This window comes from Streptomyces azureus (genome assembly GCF_001270025.1).
Taxonomy (GTDB): Bacteria; Actinomycetota; Actinomycetes; order Streptomycetales; family Streptomycetaceae; genus Streptomyces; species Streptomyces azureus.
Window position 1 is genome coordinate 1 of record NZ_DF968437.1, and the last position, 17678, is coordinate 17678.

Genomic DNA, 17678 nt, shown 5'->3' on the forward strand with positions numbered 1-17678 from the left:
GCCGGGCGTGCAGGGTGATCACCTGGGAGCGGCGCAGGAGTTCGTCCAGCGAGGTCACGCGCAGTCCGTGGATCTCGCCGTGCACATACGGGTCGTACACCATCACCCGCGCCCCGAACGCGCACAGCACCCGCGCGACCCGGCTGCCGACGGCCCCGTACCCGACCAGCCCGACGGACAGGTCCTCCAGCTCCAGACCGCTCTGCTCGTACGTGTAGTACGTCGCTCCCTCCCAACTGCCCTGCCGGGCCAGCGGGTCGTGGGCCTGGGGAATGCGGCGCAGGGCGGCCAGCATCATGGCGACGGTGAACTCGGCGGTGGCGGCGGCGTTGCGGCCGGGCGCGAAGCACACCCGCACGTCACGCCGCTTCGCCGCGTCCAGGTTGACGTTCACCGGCCCGCCCCGGCAGACCACGACCAGCTTCAGATCCGGGCAGGCCGCGAGGACCCGTTCGGTGACCGGCCCCATCTGCGTGACCAGCACCTGCGCCCCGGACAGCGCCTCGATCATCTCGTCCTCGGCGTCACTGGCCTCCTGCACCTCGGCGACCGGCCCGAACGGCTCCAGCGGCCAGCCGAGCCTCAGTTCCCTGACCTCCGCCCGCCCCACTTCGTGCTCCACCGCTCGCGTGATCAGCGACGGCAGGACGAAGTGGTCACCGGCGGCCACGACACGCACGCTGTTTCCGTCAGTCATCGCAGGGCTTCTCCTGTCTCGGCGTCGAAGACATGGGTGTGCTGGAGGTCGGCGGCGACCCGGACCCGCTCGTCGTGGGCGAGCCGCACCTCGGGATCGGTGAGGACGAGCAGGTGCCGTTCGGCACCGTCGAGAGCCAGGGTCGCGATGCCCGACTCCAACAACGGCTCATGGGCGACGACCCGGGCGGGCAGGCCGTCTTCGGCGGTGAGCCGGACGTCCTCCGGGCGGATCCCGACCACCACCTCCCGCCCCGCGTCCACCGGCACGGGCAGCGCGATCCGCACCGCGTCGGAGAGGCGGGCGTGGCCGTCGCGGTCGGCGATGCCGGGCAGCAGGGCGATCGCGGGCTCGCCGACGAAGTCCGCGACGAACACGTTGGCCGGGTTGTCGTAGATCTCGTAGGGGGTGCCGAGCTGCTGGATGACGCCGTCCTTCATCACGGCGATCCGGTCGGCGAGGGAGAGGGCCTCCTCCTGGTCGTGGGTGACCAGGATCGTGGTGTGGCCCAGGTCCTTCTGGATGCGCTTGAGTTCGCGGCGGGTGGTGTCGCGCTGGGCCGCGTCCAGGTGGGAGAGGGGTTCGTCGAGGAGCAGCACGTCCGGTTCGCGGACCAGGGCCCGGGCCAGGGAGACGCGCTGCTTCTGGCCGCTGGACAGGCCGGCCGGGCGGGCGTCGAGGAGGTCGGTCAGTCCGACCCGTTCGGCGATCTCCTTCACCTTGCGGTCGACGTCTCCACGAGTCCTGCGGCCCCGGGCCTTCAGCCCGAACGCCAGGTTCTCCGCCACCGACAGCGGCGGATACAGCGCGTAGTTCTCGAACGCGACCCCGATGTTCCGCTGCTGCGCGGGCCGTTCGACCACCGACGCCCCGCCGACCAGGATGTCCCCGCCGGTCACCGGCTCAAGACCGGCGATCATGCGGAGGGTAGTCGACTTGCCGCAGCCGGATGGACCGAGCAGCCCGAGCAGTTCCCCGGACCCGAGGTTCAGGTCTATCCCGCGTACGGCGTCCACCGCCGGCCGCCCCCGCGACCGATAGGTCTTCCGCAGCTCACGTAGCTCCAGTCCCGTCATGGCCGTCCCCTCTTTTCGGGCTCGTTCGCCTCCAAGGCGCCTTCAGCCGGTGTCGAGGCCGCGACCGTGCTCGACCCTCCGGGCCTCCGCGCGCTCCCACCCTCGACACCGGCGCGCCCCTACGGCTCACTCACGGGCGTCGCGCAGACCTCGTAACGGACCTTGTGCTCGTCCAGATCCCGCAGCGCCTCCGCCGACGCCCCGTCGTCCACCAGGAGCAGATCGAAGCGGGACAGCGGGACGACCCGGTGCAGGGCGACCCGGCCGAGCTTGGTGTGGTCGATCAGCAGGACGTTCCGCGCGGCCGCGTCGAGCATCGCCCGCTTCACGGACACGATGTGCTGCTCCTGGTGGTAGGCGTAACCCCCGTGCACCGCCGACGTGGAGGCGAAGCACACGTCCACCCGCAACTGCTCGACCGCCTCCACGCAGGACACCCCCAGGAAGGAGGAGTGCAGCGGGTCGTAGTCGCCGCCGAGCGCCATCAGGTGGATGCCCCGCTGGTCGGCCAGCAGGTTGATCGCCTCCAGGAAGTTGGTGACGACCGTCAGCGGCGTGACCTCGCCCGTGCGCAGGCGCCGGGCTATCTCCAGGGTGGACGTGGAGTCGTCCAGCAGGATCGCCATGCCGGGCTCCACCATCCGCAGCGCGTGCTCGGCGACGGCGGCCTTCTCGGCCCGCATGCTCTTCAGCCGGTACTGCACGTTCGACTCGAAGACCCCCGACGGCTGCGCGGTCACCCCGCCCCGGAACTTCCGTACGATGCCCTGCCGTTCGAGCTCGTCGAGGTCCCGGTGGATGGTCATCAGGCTCACCCCGAACCGCTCGGCGAGCTCCGCCGCCGTCGCCGAGCCGTCGGCCAGCACCTGTTCGGCCATGGCGGCCTGCCGCGCGGCCGGCCCCTGCTGTCCACCACTGCTGCTCATGACTGTGTCTCTATCCGTCGTCCCGGTCGCTCCGGCCGGTCGGCCTCGAACAGCAGCAGGTTCTCAGGCCGGACGACGAGCCGTACCGGATCGTCCGGACGAAGGCGTGCCGCATCCGCCCGGGGGGCGACCAGCGACACCCGCTGCTCCCCGGTCCCGAGCCGGACGGTGACCTCGACGGACCGGCCGAGCACCTCGGTGACGTACACGGTCCCGGTGAGCTCGTGCCCCTCGCCGTGCAGGGCGAGGTCCCGGGGGCGGATGCCCACGAGGACGTCCGTGCCCGGCGCGGCCTGCGCCCGGACCGGCAGCTCCACGCCGCCGTCCGACCGCACGCCGCTCTCCGCCACCACCCCCGGCAGCAGATTGATCCGGGGCCGCCCGAAGGCCCGCGCGACCTCCGTGTCGTGGGGCCGGTACCAGATCTCCTCCCGCGTGCCCGTCTGCACGATCCGCCCCTGCCGGATGACCCCGATCCGGTCGCCGAGCGCCAGTGCCTCGACGGAGTCGTGGGTGACGTACAGGGTGGTGGTGTGCTGCACGGCTCCGATCGCCTTCAGCTCGGCCCGCATCTGCTGGCGGAGCTTGGCGTCGAGGTGGGAGAGCGGCTCGTCGAGGAGGAAGGCCCGGGCGGGGCGGACCAGCACCCGGCCGAGGGCGACGCGCTGCCGCTGCCCGTTGGACAGCTGGCCCACCGGCCGGTCCAGCAGCCCCGAGATCCCCAGCAGTTCGGCGATCGCGCCGATGCGCTGCCGGGCCTCGGCGGCGGGCAGCCGGTGCCGGGGCGAGCGCAAGGGCGAGGCCAGGTTGTCGTAGGCCGAGCGGTGCGGGTAGAGGGCGTAGCTCTCGAAGCACATCGCCACGCCCCGGTCGTAGGGCTCGACGCCTCGCATGTCCTCGCCGTCGAGTACGACCGTGCCGGAGTCGGGTTGTTCGAGCCCGGCGACGGTCTTCAACGTCGTGGTCTTGCCGGCGCCGGACGGGCCCAGCAGGCAGAAGAACTCGCCCTCCCGCACCTGAAGTTCCAGTCCGTCGAGCGCGACGGTCTTTCCGTACGCCTTCCGTATCCCGCTCAGCGTGATCATGACTTCACCGCCCCGAACGACAGGCCCCGCACCAGATACCGCTGGATCGTCAGCGCCAGCAGCAGCGGCGGGACGACGGACACCAGCGCGGCGGCGGCCGTCAGGTTGTACTTGGGCCGGTCCCCGCCGAGGAAGGACAGCGCGCCCACGGTCACCGTCTGGGCCTCGTTGGAGGTGAGGATCAGCGGGAAGACGAAGTTGTTCCAGGCGAAGATGAACGCCAGCAGGGACACGGCCGCGATGCCCGGCTTGACCAGCGGCAGGGCCACCTTGAAGAACGCCTGCTTGCGGGTGTAGCCGTCCAGCAGGGCCGCCTGTTCCAGCTCGGGCGTCAGGTCGGCGAAGTACGACCTCATGATCCACACGATCAGCGGCAGGGTGACGAGTTGCAGCACCCACACCATGCCGACGTACGTGTCGAACAGCCCGAGCTTCTGGTACAGCACGAACAGCGGGATGATGACGGTCAGTTCGGGCGCGAAGCGGAACGACAGCAGCGTGAACATCAGGTTCTCCGAGCCCCTGAACCGCCACCGCGCCGAGGCGTACGCCGCCGGCAGCCCCACCACCAGCGACAGCACCACCGCCCCCACCGACACCACCAGGCTGTTGACGAAGAACCGCACGAACGGGATGCCCTCGCTGTCGCCGAGGACCGTCCGGTAGCCGTCGAGGGTGGGGGAGAAGGAGAAGTAGGTGGAGAAGAGCTGGTCCGCCGGCTTCAGCGACAGGATCACCATCCAGGCGATCGGGAACAGGGCGAAGACGAAGTAGAGGACGAGGGCGGCGTCCGCGAGCCAGCCCAGCACGCGCTTCTTCACGTGGTCACCTCCGCGGCCCGACGCTGGATCTTCCCCAGGTGCTTCACCAGCACCATCGCGGCCAGATACACCACGGCCCAGAGCACGATCGTGTAGCTGATCCCGAAGGAGTAGCGCTGGAAGCGGATCGCCTCCAGATACGCCCGGATCTGGAGGACGACGGTCGAGTCACCGGGCCCGCCCTCCGTCAGGGCGTAGATGATGTCGAACACCTTCAGCGAGTCCATGAACCGGAAGATCACCGCCACCAGCACGTACGGCCACAGCATCGGCAGCGTCAGCCGCCGGAACGTGTACCACCACCCCGCGCCGTCCACGGCCGCCGCCTCGAACGGGGAGGTGGGCAGCGACCGCAGACCGGCGAGGGCGAGGATCGCCACGAACGGCGTGTACACCCACACATCCACGGCGATCGACGACAGGAGGGCACCCGTTGGGGTGTCGGTCCACTGCACCCCGCCCAGCCCGAAGAGCCTCAGCAGGTGGTTGACGACCCCCACGGACGGCTGGAGCATCAGCTTCCAGATGATCGCCGCGATCACCGGGGCGATCATCAGCGGCAGGATGAGGATCTTCTCCAGGACCCGGCCGAGGAGACTCGACCGGTGCAGCAGCAGGGCGACGGCCACCCCGAGCACGGTCTCGACGAGGGCCGCCCCGACCGCGTACAGCACCGTCACCCACGCCGAATTCCAGAAGGCCTCCTGCGTGAAGACTGTCGTGTAGTTCTCGAACCGCACCATGTCCGGCTGCGGTTTGCTCGCCGAGAAGTCGAACAGTGTGTAGTACAGGCCGAGCCCGAACGGGTAGAGGATCCCGCAGGTCAGCAGCAGTGCGGGCACGATCAGGACGTACGGGCGCAGGGTGAGCCGCCACCCCATCGGCTAACCCACCTTGCCGGCGAGGTCGTCCGCCAGCCCGTCGAGGACCGACTGCGCGCCCTTGCCGCCGTAGATCTCCTGGAGGGCCGCGGCCCAGCTGGTCGTCGCGTCGAAGAACTGCGCCTGCGGGGTGAACTGGATCTTCGTCTGGTCGACGACCGTCTCGAAGGTCTCCAGGAAGCCCGGCAGATGCCTCATCTTGTCCTTGTACGCGGCGTCGTCGGCGACCGACTTGCGCACCGGGTCGATGTGGTTGTGCGTGATCGCGCCCTTGCGCAGGTGCTCCTTGCCGGTGGCCCACTGGAGGAACAGCCAACTGGCGCTCTTCTTCTTGCTCTTGGCGTTCATGCCGAGGGACCAGATCCACATGTTGGTGGCGAGCGAACCGTCCGGTCCCTTCGGCCCCGGGTGGAAGGCGATCTTCCCGGAGGCGGGGCTGGCGCCCTTCACCGCCTGGAAGTAGGCGGCGGTGTCGGCGTCGAAGAGCATCCCGGCCTTCTTCGCGCCGAGGTCGCTGGAGCACTGGTACCAGGTGTACGACGTCCAGGACGGCGGCCCGCCCCGCTTGACCATCCGCGCCCAGTCCTGGGTGAAGGCGACGGCCTCGGGGCTGTTCATGGCGGGGGCGAGCTTCCCGCCGTCGACCGTGAAGTCCTTCAGGCCGTTGCGGGCGTACATCGTCATGAAGCCCGGGTGGATCGTCGCCCAGCTCCTGGACCCGCGTACGGCGATCCCGTACATCCCGTCGAAGCCGGCGCCCGGCGCCTTCCGCTTGATCGTCCCGGCGAGTTCGGCCAGCTCGTCGAAGGACTCGGCGGGCTTCAGGCCGAGTTTCCGGAACACCTCGGTGTTGTAGGCGACGACGTTCGTCTCCCAGCCCCACGGCAGCGCGTACTGCCCGCCCTGGCCCAGCGGCGCGCCCGCCTTCAGCGACCACTGGTCGGCCTGGAGCAGGTTCGGGAAGAAGTCCGCCTGGTCCCACTCGGCGCCTGTCGCCGAGGAGTTGCGCATCCAGGGCCCCAGGTCCTCCAGCCAGCCCGGCGGCCCGTACTGCCACACCATGTACGCGCCGAGCATGAACACGTCGTAGGAGGCACGCCCGCTGGACAGGTCCACGGTGAGCTTGTCGAAGTAGTTGTCCTCCGGGAAGACGTCGTACTCGACCTTGATGCCGGTCCTCGCGGTGAAGGACTTCAGGTCGGCGATGAGCGCGTCGGTGTACGGGTGTTTGTTGAGCAGCGCCTTGACGGTGGTGCCCTTCTCCCGCTTCCAGTCGAAGGAGCCGGTGACGTCGTCCGCGGCGGACCCGTCGCTCTTGCTGTCGTCCCCGCCGAAACCGGCGCCGCAGGCCGTGAGCAGCGGGGCCGCGGCAGCCCCGGCGGCGAGCGCGAGGAAGCGCCGCCGGTCGTGCACGTGCGTGTCCATCCGTACCTCCACGTGGGGGCTGGTTAACACGTCGAGTCGACTCGTTAACAGAGGGTGGAACGGCTGAAGTTGGGCGTCAATCCCTCGCGCACGGGAAAATATCGGGGCACAGTGAGAACTTCACACTTCCGGCTGCGACGTCGTGGGAGGTTCCGGATGGCGGACGAGGATGCGGGCTGGCTGGGGATCGACCTGGGCACACAGAGCGTCCGCGTGCTGCTCGTCACCGCCGACGGCAGGGTCCTCGGCAGCGGCTCGGCCCCGCTGACCGGGCGGCGGGAGGGGGTGCGGCACGAGCAGGATCCGGAGCGGTGGTGGTCGGCGCTGTGCACGGCGTCCCGGGCGGCACTCGGCTCCGCGCCCGGCGTACCGGTCGGCGGCCTCGCGGTGTGCGGCACGTCCGGCACGGTCCTGCTCACGGACGGCTCGGGCCGCCCGGTGAGCCCCGCGCTGATGTACGACGACGGCCGCGCGGCGGCGGAGGCCGCGCGGGCCCGGGAGGCGGGGCTCGCGGTCCAGGACACCTGGGCGCTGCCGAAGGCGTTGTGGCTGCTGGGAGAGTACGGCCCCGGCCTCCGGCTCGCTCACCAGCCCGACCTGGTCGTCGCCCGCCTCACCGGCGAACCGCCCCCCGCGGACTCCAGCCACGCCCTCAAGACGGGCTACGACGTGGAGCACGAGTCCTGGCCGGAGGTGGCCCTGGCCCAGCTGGGCGTCCCCGAAGGCCTGCTGCCCGACGTGGTCCGCCCGGGAACCCTCCTCGGCGAGGTCCGCCCGGCCGCCGCCGACGCCACCGGCATCCCCGCCGGCACCCCGGTGCTCGCCGGCATGACGGACGGCTGCGCGGCCCAGATCGCCTCGGGCGCGCTGCGTGCCGGCTCCTGGAACTCGGTGCTCGGCACCACGCTCGTCCTGAAGGGAGCCGCCCGCGACCCCGTCCGGGACCCCACCGGCGTGGTCTACAACCACCGCGCCCCCGACGGCACCTGGCTGCCCGGCGGGGCGTCGAGCGTGGGAGCGGGGGCCCTCGCGGCGCACTTCCCTGAGGCCGACCCCGCCACGATGGACGAGCTGGCGGCGGCGTTCGAGCCGTCCCGCGCGGTGGCGTACCCGCTGGTGTCGCCGGGGGAGCGGTTCCCGTTCCGGGCGCCCGAGGCGGCCCCCTTCGTCCTCGGCGAACCCGAGGGCGACGCCGGCCTGTGGGCCGCGCTGCTCCAGGGCATCGGCTTCGCGGAACGCCTGTGCCTGGACTACCTGCACCACCTCGGCGCCCCCCTCGACGGGCCGCTCACCTTCACCGGCGGCGGCGCGCGCAGCCCGTACTGGAACCAGCTCCGCACCGACATCCTCGGCCGCCCGGCCCGCGTCCCCGAACAGACGGAACCGGCCCTGGGAATGGCGGCGTTGGCCGCGTACGGGGCAGACGAGGCTCATGGGGCATCCGGAGCCGGATCCCTCGCCGACGTCGCCGAGCGCATGGTCCGCGTCCGCACCGTCCTCGAACCCCGCGCCGACCACACCACCCGCTTCACCGAGCCGTACGCTCGCCTCGTCGACGCACTGGAGACCCGCGGCTGGCTCCCCGCCCCCGTCGCGGCACACGCCCGAACCCGCCTGCACTTGGACACCGGGAAGTCATGACCACCACGAACACCACCCTCCTCCTCGCCCGGCACGGACAGTCCGTCTGGCACGCCGAGAACCGGTACGCCGGCGTCAGCGACATCGGCCTCACCGACACCGGCCGTGCCCAGGCCGAGGCCCTCGGTCGCTGGGCCGCCGCCCACCCCGTCGACGCGATCTGGACGTCCCCGCTCTCCCGGGCCGTCGCCACCGCCGAGCCCGCCTGCCGTGCCCTCGGCCTGGTCCCGCGGCGCGAACCCGGCCTCGCCGAATGCGACTTCGGAGTCGTGGAGGGCCGTACGCTCGCCGAGTTCGAGGCCGAGGTCCCCGACCGGGCCGCGGCCTTCCGCGCCGACCCCGTCGCCCATCCCTTCCCCGGGGCCGAGGACCCGATGGCGGCAGCGGCCCGCGGGGCCGGCGCCCTGCGCCGTATCGCCATCGCCCACCCCGGCGGACGCGTCCTCGTGGTCGCCCACAACACCCTGCTGCGCCTGGTGCTGTGCACGCTGCTGTCGATCCCGGCCGGTGAGTACCGCAGAGTGTTCCCGCGGTTGCGGAACGCCGCGATCAGCGAACTGCGCATGAACTCCGACGGTTCCGCCGCACTCCTCTCACTCAATGTGCCGTGCGGGACGGACGTGCCGTAGCACTATGACCCCATGACGCAGATCGACACCTCGGTGCCGCACTCGGCCCGGATCTGGAACTACTGGCTCGGCGGCAAGGACAACTACCCGGTGGACGAGGCGGCCGGTGACGCGTACACCGCCGTCTTCCCCGGCATCGTCACCATCGCCCGCGGCAGCCGCGCCTTCCTCGGCCGCAGCATCCGCCACCTCGTCCAGGAGGCCGGCGTACGGCAGTTCCTCGACGTCGGCACCGGACTGCCGACCGTCGACAACACCCACGAGGTGGCCCAGCGTCTCGCCCCCGAGTCGCGGATCGTCTACGTCGACAACGACCCGCTGGTCCTCGCCCACGCCCGCGCCCTGCTCACCTCCACGCCCGAGGGCGCGACGGCGTACGAGCCGATCAGCCTCCACGAGCCCGAGCGCATCATCGAGTCCGCCGCCAAGACGCTCGACCTCACCCGCCCCACGGCCCTGATCCTCAGCGGCATCCTGGGCCACGTGGCCGACTACGAGCAGGCCCGCGACCTGGTCCGCCGCCTGATGGCGGGCCTGCCCTCGGGCAGTTACCTCTCCCTCAACGAGGGCTCCCGAGGCACCGACCCGGCCTACGAGCAGGCGCAGGACGCCTACAACGAGACCGGCGCGGTCCCGTACCACCTCCGGCCGGTCGAGCAGATCGAGGCCTTCTTCGAGGGCCTGGAGCTGGTGGAGCCGGGTGTGGTGTCGGTCCCGCTGTGGCACCCCGAGCCGGGCGCTCCCACGGAACCGATCGGCCAGCACGGCGGCCTGGGCCGCAAGCCGTAGCGCGCACGGAAAGCCCCCGCGAGTCACGTCCTCACGGGGGCTTCCTTCATTCCGCCTGCCGTTCGTGAAGGGTGAGAAGACGATCACGAGGCAGGACGACTCGACGGCGCGTCGCCGTCAGGGCGCCAGCAGCAGCACGTCCGCCCGGGACTTGGCCGCCTCGTAACGACGGGCCACGTCCTGCCAGTTGACGACCTGCCACATCGCCTCGATGAAGTCGACCTTCTGGTTCCGGTACTGGAGGTAGAAGGCGTGCTCCCAGGCGTCGAAGACCAGGATCGGGGTGGCGCCCTGCCCCACGTTGCCCTGGTGGTCGTAGACCTGCTCCACGATCAGCCGGCCGCTCAGCGGCTCGTAGGCGAGCACGCCCCAGCCCGAACCCTGCGTGGTGGCGGACGCCTTGGAAAGCTGCGCCTTGAAGTTCGCGAACGACCCGAACGACTCGGCGATCGCGTCCGCCAGCTCGCCCACACCGTCCTGCGCCAGCGGCTCACCGCCGCCGTCCTTCGGGCCGGTCATGTTCTGCCAGTAGATGCTGTGCAGGATGTGCCCGGACAAGTGGAAGGCCAGGTTCTTCTCCAGCCCGTTGATCGACCCCCACGACTCCTTGTCCCGGGCCTCCGCGAGCTGCTCCAGCGTGTCGTTGGCGCCTTTCACATAGGCCGCGTGGTGCTTGTCGTGGTGCAGCTCGATGATCTCGGGGCTGATCACGGGGGCGAGCGCGGAGTAGTCGTACGGGAGCTCGGGCAGCGTGTAGACCGGCATGACAGGACCCCTTCGGACCTCTTATTGCAATCAACTTGCAAGTGCAGGCTAACAGCATCAAGGCGGCTGAGGGGGAGGGTCGCAAGCGTTGCGTGAATGCGTTCGGCGGCGCCGAGATCGCGACCTACCATCGTTGTGTACGCGACAGGGGGATGCCGTGGGTCCGGAGATGGCCGAGCTCGCCAGAACGGCGGGTACGACGATGGTGACGCTGATGGCCACTCAGGCCTGGGAGTCCACCCGCGAGGGAGTGGTCGCCCTCTGGCGGCGCTTCCAGCCCGACCGGGCCGACACCGTGGGCGGCGAACTCGAGGCCACCCGCGAGGACCTGCTGCTCGCCCGCGAGTCGGGAGATGCCGACACCGAGGCCGAGCTCACCGCCGAATGGCAGGCGAGGGTGCGCCGGCTCCTGCTCGCCCGGCCCGAGGTGGCCGACGAACTGCGCCGGATCCTCGCCGAGTTGCGTCCCGAGCTGCCCGAAGCGAACTCGGTGGTGGACGTCCGGCTGCGCGCCGAGGTCTCCGGCAGCGGCCGGGTCTACCAGGCCGGACGCGACCAGCACATCACCGAACGATGAGCGAACTCGGCGCCCGGGCCTCGGGCCAGGGCCGGATCTTCCAGACCTCCGGTGACCAGTACATAGAGGAACACCACCATCACTACGACGCCGGTGCCGGCGGACCGCTCTTCGGACGCCACGTCGTGCCCCCGGCGGGGGCCGGGCCGACCGCTCCCGACTCCGTGCGGATGCCGCTGGTCGGCCGGCCGCCGGGCATCCTGCGCAACCGTGAGGAACTCCGCGAGGTGCTCGGCGCGGCCGTCGCCGGACCCGGCCGCGCGGTCCACGTCGTGCACGGTATGGGCGGCTGCGGCAAGACCGCGCTGGCGTACTGGCTGTTCAACGAGGCGGTACGCGAACACGGACGCGTCGGCTTCTGGGTCAACGCGTCCGAGCGGATGTCCCTGCGCGCCGGGATGCTGGCGGTGGCGGGGGACCGCGGCGCGGCAGCCGGTGAACTCGCTGCCGCGGCAGCGGGTCAGCGCGCTGCCGCCGACCTCGTCTGGCACTACCTCGACCACTCCGCCGACCCCTGGCTCCTCGTCCTCGACAACGCCGACGACCCAACGGTCCTGGAGGGCGGTGCGTGGCTCCGGTCCAGCGATCGCGGCACGGTGCTGGTCACGACCCGCCATGCCACGTCGCCGCTGTGGCGGGTACCAGGCGTGCATCGGCATGCGCTGGGTGTCCTGCCGTTGGAGGACGCGGCCCAAGTGCTGTGCGACCTGGCACCGGATGCGGGGGACCTGGAGTCGGCACGGAAGGTCGCCGAGCGCTTGGGCCGTCTGCCGCTCGCCCTCACGCTGGCCGGGTCCCACCTTGCCCATCAACTTCTGGAGTCGTGGTCCATGGACGAGTACGACCGCAAACTCGGCGAGGAATCGACGGCGATCGTCGACCGGGGCGCGTCCGGGCGCGGTGCCGGCCAATCCCGGCAACTGGTGGGGCGAACCTGGCAGTTGTCGCTGGACGCGCTGGCGGAGCAGGGGCTTCCTGAGGCGACGACGCTGTTGCGGTTGCTGTCGTTCCTGGCCGCGGATCCCGTGCCGTTGAGCATGCTGGTGCCGGTGGCACGGGGAGAGGCGACACTCGACGGACTCGAACCCGTCCTGCGGCCGGAACAGTTGGAGCCGGCGCTCAAGGGGCTGATCGACCACTCGCTGGCCGAGCTGGTCCAAGTGGACGGGGTGCGCTGCATGCGGGCCCACGGGGTGCTGCTCGACAGCGTGGCCGGGGGAGTGCCGGAGGACCGGCGGGCGAGCGTCGCGGATGCGGCGGCCTCGCTCCTGGAGGCCGCGTTGCCCGAGAAGGGTTCCGACTCTCCCGAGACCCGGAGCCGGCTCGCGCTGCTGGCACCGCACGCGACGAGACTGCTCGCGGTGGCCGCCGACGAACGGACCGCGACCCTCGGAGTGCGGGTCCTGCGGCAGGTGTACGAGTCGGGGGACTACGCGGCGGCGCTGGCGCTCGCGCCCACGGTCGTCGGTGCCGTCCGGGGCATCCTGAGTGCTGAGCATCGGCTGGTGCTGGACGCCCAGCACCTGCAGGGCACGGCGTTGTTCCGCATGGGGCGGTTCGCCGAGGCCGAGGCCTTGCACCGTGAGGTGCTGGAGCGCCGGGACGCCCTGCTCGGTGCCGATGACGTGGACACGCTCCACAGCTGTGCCGCGCTGTCCCAGTCGCTCGATCTGCTCGACCGGGACGAGGAGGCCGAAAGCTGGGGCAGGCGAGCGCTCGACGGTTACCGGCGGATGCTGGGGGAGGACAGCACGGAGGCGTTGTTCATCTGGTGCGGGCTGATCGAGCTCCTGCCTCAGCTCGGCAGGGAACGGGAGTTCTCGGAGGAGGGCCCCGCGCTCATCGAGGCCTGCGAGCGTGCCCTGGGCGCGGACCATCCCACGACGGTGCTGGCCCGGCACGACTACGCCGGCGGCCTGTTCGAGTTCGGCCGCTACGAAGAGGCGGAGTCCCTGGCCCGCCCGGTGCTGGCCGACCGCATCCGGCTCCAGGGCCCGGACCATCCCCTCACCTTGTCGGCCACATCCCTCACCGCCCGGATCGCCCATGGTCTGGGCAGGATCGACGAGGCCATCGAGATCATGAAGGGGTTGTCCGAACGCCGGGCGCGGGTGCTCGGTCACGAGCACCCGTTCGCCGCCCATGACCGGGCCTGGGTCGCCACCTGGCAGGCCGAGGCCCGGGGCTGATCAGCCCCTGGGGGCGCGCGCCTTCTGCCACGCATACCCGACGGCCGCCAGGACCAGCGTCATCGCGCCCGTCGAGTAGAGCTGCACCCGTGTGTCGGGCTGGCGGGCCATCAGGACGAAGACCGCGGCCATGCCGGCCAGCGCGACCCACGTCAGCCACGGGAACAACCACATCCGCACGACCAGCTTCCCGGGCGCCTCGCGCTCCAGCCGGGTGCGCAGGCGCAGTTGCGAGACGGCGATGAAGACCCAGACGACCAGGATCACCGCGCCGATCATGTTCAGCAGCCAGGAGAAGACGTCGTTCGGCCGCCAGTAGCTCAGCAGCACGCACAGGAAGCCGAAGACGCAGGAGGCGAGAACGGCGATCCGCGGGACCCCGCCCGAGACCCGGCCCAGCACCTTGGGGCCCTGGCCGCGCTCCACCAGCGAATACGCGATGCGTGAGGCGCCGTAGATGTTGGCGTTCATGGCGGACAGCAGGGCCACCAGGACGACCACGTTCATCAGCTGGCCGGCGCCCGGGATGCCGAGTTCGTCGAGGGCGGCGACGTACGGGCCCTTCTCGACGACCTCCTTCGAGTCCCACGGCACCAGCGTGACGATGACCGCCATCGAGCCGACGTAGAACAGCGCGATGCGCCACATCGCCGTACGGACCGCGCTCGCCACGCCCTTGACGGGGTTCTCCGACTCGGCCGCCGCGATGGTGACCGTCTCCAGCCCGCCGTAGGCGAAGACCGAGGCGAGCAGGCCGATGACCAGGCCCTCACCGCCGTTGGGGAGGAAGTGGGTGAGGTGCGAGGCGCCGGGGGAGTCCGTGCCGGGCAGGATCCCGAGGATCGCCAGGACGCCGAGCGCCAGGAACAGGGTGATCGCGCCGACCTTCAGGGCCGCGAACCAGAACTCGAACTCGCCGAAGTTCTTCACGGCCGCGAGGTTCGTGCCGCAGAAGACCACCATGAACAGCGCCACCCACGCCCACTCCGGCGTGCCCGGCAGCCAGCCGCTGACGATCTTCGCGGCACCGATGCCCTCCAGACCGACGGCCGTGCAGAGCAGCACCCAGAAGGCCCAGCCGGCGGTGAATCCGGCCCAGGGGCCGATCGCCCGCTCCGCGTGTGCCGAGAACGAACCCGACGACGGATACGCGGCCGACATCTCGCCGAGCATCCGCATCACCAGCATCACGAGGAGACCGGAGAGGGCGTAGGCGACGACGATCGACGGACCGGCGGCGGCGATCCCCGCGCCGGAGCCGACGAAGAGACCGGCGCCGATCACCCCGCCGAGGGCGATCATCGACAGGTGGCGCTGCTTCAGGCCATGGGAGAGGGAGACGTCGTCCGTGCTGGGCGGCGTCCCGGTGGTGGTGCTGGGCATGGGCGCGGCTCGTCCAATGCGTGAGAGGCGGGAGAGGGCAAAAACGCCGCCAGTCTGGGCGGTCCCTCCGCCCCGCGGGGAGGGCTGTCCATCATGCGGACATCTGGAACGCGTGCTGTGAGGGCCCGGGAACGCAGGGTTGACGCCCGTCCGGAAGTCGATTTGGCGAAACCCTACAGTCCGCCTTCCCGCCGATCAGGTGACCGAACCCTCGCCACCTCCGTGACCGGCATCACTCCGCGCCCGGTGTACCCCCGCCCTTTGTCCGAAGCCAACCAACCGCGCGATCTCGCCTTTGTCGAGCGCTGACGGTGAACCGGGCGAGTGCGCTGGGATAGCGTCACCGTGTCCCGAACGGCCCTCACTCCCGCGGAGTCCCCATGAGCACCGCTGCCGCCACACCCGCCCGCACCGGGCAGGTCCTCGCCGACCTGCTGCCCGCCTCCCGTGTCCGGGACGCGGCCCTCGTGCTCGGCGGAGCCGCGCTCACCGGCCTCGCCGCGCAGATCGCCCTGCCCGTGCCCGGTTCCCCGGTGCCGGTGACCGGCCAGACCTTCGCCGCGCTGCTCGTCGGTACCGCCCTCGGCGCCGGCCGCGGCTTCCTCTCGCTGGCGCTGTACGCCGTGGCGGGCCTCGCCGGTATGCCGTGGTTCGCGAGCGGCACCTCCGGCGTCGCCCCCTCCTTCGGCTACATCCTCGGCATGATCCTCGCCTCCACGGTGGTGGGCGCCCTGGCCCGCCGCGGCGCCGACCGCTCGATGCTGCGCATGGCGGGCACGATGCTGGTGGGCGAGGCGATCATCTACGCCGTCGGCGTGCCCTACCTGGCCCTCGCCACCGGCATGTCCGCGGCCGCCGCGATCGCGGCCGGCCTCACGCCGTTCCTGATCGGTGACGCCCTGAAGGCGGCGCTGGCGATGGGGGCGCTGCCGACGGCATGGAAGTTCGCCGACAAGCGCTGACCCGCCCTCACATGCGCTGACCCGCCCTCACATGCGCTGACCCGTCGTCACATGCGCTGACCCGTCGTTCCACACCAGAGGCTCCCCGGGCACACCTTCCCTCAGGCCCGGGGAGCCTCTCGTGTGCCACGGCACGGAAGGCCGGTTCAGCCCTCCGTGGGGATGCCGGATCTCACTCCCCGAACCCGGGGCCGCTCATGCCTGCCGCCGCTGAGACCACCACATCCCGGCCGCGCCCGCCGCGAGCAGCGACGCACCGGCCGCGCCCAGCGGCAGCAGATCACGCGCCGGACCGGTCTTCGGCAGCTCCTTGCCGCCCGGGGAATCCCCCTTGCCGGGGGAGACCGGCTCGTTGTGGGTGCCGAGCAGCAGCGGCGTCGCCGGTGCGTCCGGCGACGGATTGGTCGTGCCGAACGGCACCGGGCCCTGCTGCCAGAACGTCTTCTTCCCGTCACTCGCCTGGACGGGCAGACAGATCTTCCCGGTCTTGCCCAGGTCGTACGTCGCGTCGACGGCGTACGACTTCGACTTACCGGCCGCGAGATTGTCGATGGGGCAGCTGAAACCGCTGTTCGACCCCTCCGGAAGATTGTTCCCGGCTATCGGGGAGCACCCCTGGACGTTCTTGACGGTGAGCCCGTCGAAACCGACGACCAAAAGCTTGATCTTCCCGCTGTCCTTGTTTCCCTCGTTCTTCACCGTGGCGGTGAGCGCTGTCTTTTCGGAGCCGTTGTCGACCGAGATCTTCTCGGGCAGCAGCGTGGTCAGCTTCACCCCCGCCGGTGCCTCGTCAACGACCTTTCCTCCCTTGTTGCTTGCGGGCCCTTCGTCTTCCGCGCCGGCCGTTCCAGAAAGGATCACCACCGCCGAGAAAGATGCCGCTACCAGCGATCCCGTGACCGCCGCCGTGCGACGAGAACTCATGTTCGCCCCCCTTGCGTCCCCCTGGGACTGCTCCCGGACTGCCCTTGGACCGTCCTGGACTGCGCCTGAATTCGCAGTACTGAAAGAGCTACCACAAGATTTCCCGGCACTATCCTGATGAGGCGCGAAGTGTGACCGTTGTGTTTCACTGGATTCGGTCGCGGCGTCGCGGAGGGGGTGCATCGTATTGCCGGGGAATGCGAACGTCGGCGGTGTTCCAGGGAAATTGGTGACGGGGCGCTATCGGCTGGTCCAAAGTGTCGGCCAGGGGGGAATGGGGCGGGTGTGGCGAGCCGCTGACGAAATACTCGACCGGCAGGTCGCCGTCAAGGAAATGCGCATCGACGGCCTCGACGCGGAGGACAGCGGGACGCGCCGCGAACGCACCCTGCGGGAGGCCAGGGCCACGGCCCGGATCGACCACCCCAACGTCGTACGGGTCTACGACGTGGTCGACGAAGGCGAACGCCTGTGGATCGTCATGGAGTTGGTCGCCGGCCGCTCCCTCGAACGGATCCTCGCGGAGGAGGGCCCCCTGGGCCTGTGCGATACAGCCCGGATCGGGCTCGGCCTGGTCGCTGCGCTACGGCAGGTCCATGCGCGGGGAGTGCTGCACCGGGACGTCAAGCCGGGCAACGTGCTGGTGGAGAACGGGAGCGGCCAGGCCGGATCGGGACGTGGCACGCCCTCCGGCCCGGGCCCAGCCCCGGGGTATTCCGGCCCACCCCCTCGCTCTCATGAACGGCGTGTCGTCCTCACGGACTTCGGTATCGCCGCGATCCAGGACGCCAAGGCGCTCACCGTGGTCGGCATGCTGGTCGGCTCGCCCGACTACATGGCCCCCGAGCGCATCTCGGGCCGCCCGCAAGGCCCGCCGTCCGACCTCTGGTCCCTCGGCGCGACCCTCT

17 protein-coding genes are annotated in these 17678 nt (G+C 70.8%); 7 read left to right on the plus strand and 10 right to left on the minus strand.

The window, feature by feature from the left end:
• The 7 genes from AOQ53_RS35275 to AOQ53_RS35305 all read right to left on the minus strand — a co-directional run.
• A partial coding sequence (locus AOQ53_RS35275) for an NAD(P)-dependent oxidoreductase (protein WP_059423678.1) occupies nucleotides 1-697 on the minus strand: 697 nt, incomplete at its 3' end.
• Nucleotides 694-1773 (minus strand): ABC transporter ATP-binding protein, encoded by a 1080-nt coding sequence (locus AOQ53_RS35280; RefSeq protein WP_059423649.1) that lies wholly within the window; start codon nucleotides 1771-1773, stop codon nucleotides 694-696. The genes AOQ53_RS35275 and AOQ53_RS35280, both read right to left, overlap by 4 nt.
• A gap of 119 nt (nucleotides 1774-1892) precedes the next feature.
• Nucleotides 1893-2699: a DeoR/GlpR family DNA-binding transcription regulator gene (locus AOQ53_RS35285; protein ID WP_059423650.1), complete on the minus strand. Its 807-nt coding sequence runs from the start codon at nucleotides 2697-2699 to the stop codon at nucleotides 1893-1895.
• Nucleotides 2696-3784 (minus strand): ABC transporter ATP-binding protein, encoded by a 1089-nt coding sequence (locus tag AOQ53_RS35290; RefSeq protein ID WP_059423652.1) that lies wholly within the window; start codon nucleotides 3782-3784, stop codon nucleotides 2696-2698. Before AOQ53_RS35290 ends, AOQ53_RS35285 begins: the two co-directional genes overlap by 4 nt.
• The gene (locus tag AOQ53_RS35295) at nucleotides 3781-4605 is read right to left on the minus strand and encodes a carbohydrate ABC transporter permease (RefSeq protein ID WP_059423654.1); all 825 of its coding nucleotides are present in this window, start codon (nucleotides 4603-4605) and stop codon (nucleotides 3781-3783) included. The genes AOQ53_RS35290 and AOQ53_RS35295 overlap by 4 nt, the downstream gene beginning before the upstream one ends.
• Nucleotides 4602-5486 (minus strand): carbohydrate ABC transporter permease, encoded by an 885-nt coding sequence (locus AOQ53_RS35300; protein WP_059423656.1) that lies wholly within the window; start codon nucleotides 5484-5486, stop codon nucleotides 4602-4604. The genes AOQ53_RS35295 and AOQ53_RS35300 overlap by 4 nt, the downstream gene beginning before the upstream one ends.
• Before the next feature lie 3 nt (nucleotides 5487-5489).
• Entirely contained in the window at nucleotides 5490-6911 is a 1422-nt protein-coding gene (locus AOQ53_RS35305; RefSeq protein WP_059423658.1) for an ABC transporter substrate-binding protein, read from the minus strand.
• Between the two features lie 156 nt (nucleotides 6912-7067).
• On the opposite strand from AOQ53_RS35305, the gene AOQ53_RS35310 reads away from it, so the two are divergent.
• From AOQ53_RS35310 to AOQ53_RS35320, 3 genes are read left to right on the plus strand one after another with little or no spacing between them, the layout of a single operon-like run.
• Nucleotides 7068-8552, plus strand: a complete 1485-nt coding sequence (locus tag AOQ53_RS35310) for an FGGY-family carbohydrate kinase (protein ID WP_059423660.1) — start codon at nucleotides 7068-7070, stop codon at nucleotides 8550-8552.
• Nucleotides 8549-9181, plus strand: a complete 633-nt coding sequence (locus AOQ53_RS35315; RefSeq protein ID WP_059423663.1) for a histidine phosphatase family protein — start codon at nucleotides 8549-8551, stop codon at nucleotides 9179-9181. Before AOQ53_RS35310 ends, AOQ53_RS35315 begins: the two co-directional genes overlap by 4 nt.
• Nucleotides 9182-9193: 12 nt before the next feature.
• Nucleotides 9194-9970 (plus strand): SAM-dependent methyltransferase, encoded by a 777-nt coding sequence (locus tag AOQ53_RS35320; RefSeq protein WP_059423665.1) that lies wholly within the window; start codon nucleotides 9194-9196, stop codon nucleotides 9968-9970.
• Between the two features lie 117 nt (nucleotides 9971-10087).
• On the opposite strand, the gene AOQ53_RS35325 is transcribed toward AOQ53_RS35320, so the two are convergent.
• Nucleotides 10088-10735, minus strand: a complete 648-nt coding sequence (locus tag AOQ53_RS35325) for a superoxide dismutase (RefSeq protein ID WP_059423667.1) — start codon at nucleotides 10733-10735, stop codon at nucleotides 10088-10090.
• A gap of 157 nt (nucleotides 10736-10892) precedes the next feature.
• Here AOQ53_RS35325 and AOQ53_RS46980 point away from each other — a divergent pair, with 157 nt between their 5' ends.
• Both AOQ53_RS46980 and AOQ53_RS35335 read left to right on the plus strand, forming a co-directional pair.
• Nucleotides 10893-11312, plus strand: coding sequence for a hypothetical protein (locus AOQ53_RS46980; protein ID WP_059423668.1), 420 nt, complete (start codon nucleotides 10893-10895; stop codon nucleotides 11310-11312).
• The gene (locus AOQ53_RS35335) at nucleotides 11309-13501 is read left to right on the plus strand and encodes a tetratricopeptide repeat protein (RefSeq protein ID WP_059423673.1); all 2193 of its coding nucleotides are present in this window, start codon (nucleotides 11309-11311) and stop codon (nucleotides 13499-13501) included. Before AOQ53_RS46980 ends, AOQ53_RS35335 begins: the two co-directional genes overlap by 4 nt.
• Here AOQ53_RS35335 and AOQ53_RS35340 read toward each other — a convergent pair whose 3' ends face one another.
• Nucleotides 13502-14884, minus strand: a complete 1383-nt coding sequence (locus AOQ53_RS35340) for an amino acid permease (RefSeq protein WP_059423674.1) — start codon at nucleotides 14882-14884, stop codon at nucleotides 13502-13504. It lies immediately after the preceding gene.
• Nucleotides 14885-15264: 380 nt separating this feature from the next.
• Between AOQ53_RS35340 and AOQ53_RS35345 the strand changes: the two genes are divergently transcribed.
• Nucleotides 15265-15846 (plus strand): biotin transporter BioY, encoded by a 582-nt coding sequence (locus AOQ53_RS35345; protein ID WP_059423675.1) that lies wholly within the window; start codon nucleotides 15265-15267, stop codon nucleotides 15844-15846.
• Between the two features lie 195 nt (nucleotides 15847-16041).
• Here the strand turns inward: AOQ53_RS35345 and AOQ53_RS35350 are convergent, their stop codons facing one another.
• The gene (locus AOQ53_RS35350) at nucleotides 16042-16770 is read right to left on the minus strand and encodes a hypothetical protein (protein ID WP_059423677.1); all 729 of its coding nucleotides are present in this window, start codon (nucleotides 16768-16770) and stop codon (nucleotides 16042-16044) included.
• A gap of 274 nt (nucleotides 16771-17044) precedes the next feature.
• Here AOQ53_RS35350 and AOQ53_RS35355 point away from each other — a divergent pair.
• Nucleotides 17045-17678: serine/threonine-protein kinase (locus tag AOQ53_RS35355; protein ID WP_236711923.1), on the plus strand; the 634-nt coding region annotated here is incomplete at its 3' end.

Bases quoted from the DNA above. Each gene is read 5' to 3' on its own strand.
- AOQ53_RS35320 (WP_059423665.1), top strand. From the start codon at position 9,194: ATGACGCAGATCGACACCTCGGTGCCGCACTCGGCCCGGATCTGGAAC.
- AOQ53_RS35345 (WP_059423675.1), top strand. From the start codon at position 15,265: ATGAGCACCGCTGCCGCCACACCCGCCCGCACCGGGCAGGTCCTCGCC.
- AOQ53_RS35335 (WP_059423673.1), top strand. From the start codon at position 11,309: ATGAGCGAACTCGGCGCCCGGGCCTCGGGCCAGGGCCGGATCTTCCAG.
- AOQ53_RS35280 (WP_059423649.1), bottom strand. From the start codon at position 1,773: ATGACGGGACTGGAGCTACGTGAGCTGCGGAAGACCTATCGGTCGCGG.
- AOQ53_RS35290 (WP_059423652.1), bottom strand. From the start codon at position 3,784: ATGATCACGCTGAGCGGGATACGGAAGGCGTACGGAAAGACCGTCGCG.
- AOQ53_RS35305 (WP_059423658.1), bottom strand. From the start codon at position 6,911: ATGGACACGCACGTGCACGACCGGCGGCGCTTCCTCGCGCTCGCCGCC.
- AOQ53_RS35325 (WP_059423667.1), bottom strand. From the start codon at position 10,735: ATGCCGGTCTACACGCTGCCCGAGCTCCCGTACGACTACTCCGCGCTC.
- AOQ53_RS35310 (WP_059423660.1), top strand. From the start codon at position 7,068: ATGGCGGACGAGGATGCGGGCTGGCTGGGGATCGACCTGGGCACACAG.
- AOQ53_RS35340 (WP_059423674.1), bottom strand. From the start codon at position 14,884: ATGCCCAGCACCACCACCGGGACGCCGCCCAGCACGGACGACGTCTCC.
- AOQ53_RS35350 (WP_059423677.1), bottom strand. From the start codon at position 16,770: ATGAGTTCTCGTCGCACGGCGGCGGTCACGGGATCGCTGGTAGCGGCA.
- AOQ53_RS35315 (WP_059423663.1), top strand. From the start codon at position 8,549: ATGACCACCACGAACACCACCCTCCTCCTCGCCCGGCACGGACAGTCC.
- AOQ53_RS35300 (WP_059423656.1), bottom strand. From the start codon at position 5,486: ATGGGGTGGCGGCTCACCCTGCGCCCGTACGTCCTGATCGTGCCCGCA.
- AOQ53_RS35285 (WP_059423650.1), bottom strand. From the start codon at position 2,699: ATGAGCAGCAGTGGTGGACAGCAGGGGCCGGCCGCGCGGCAGGCCGCC.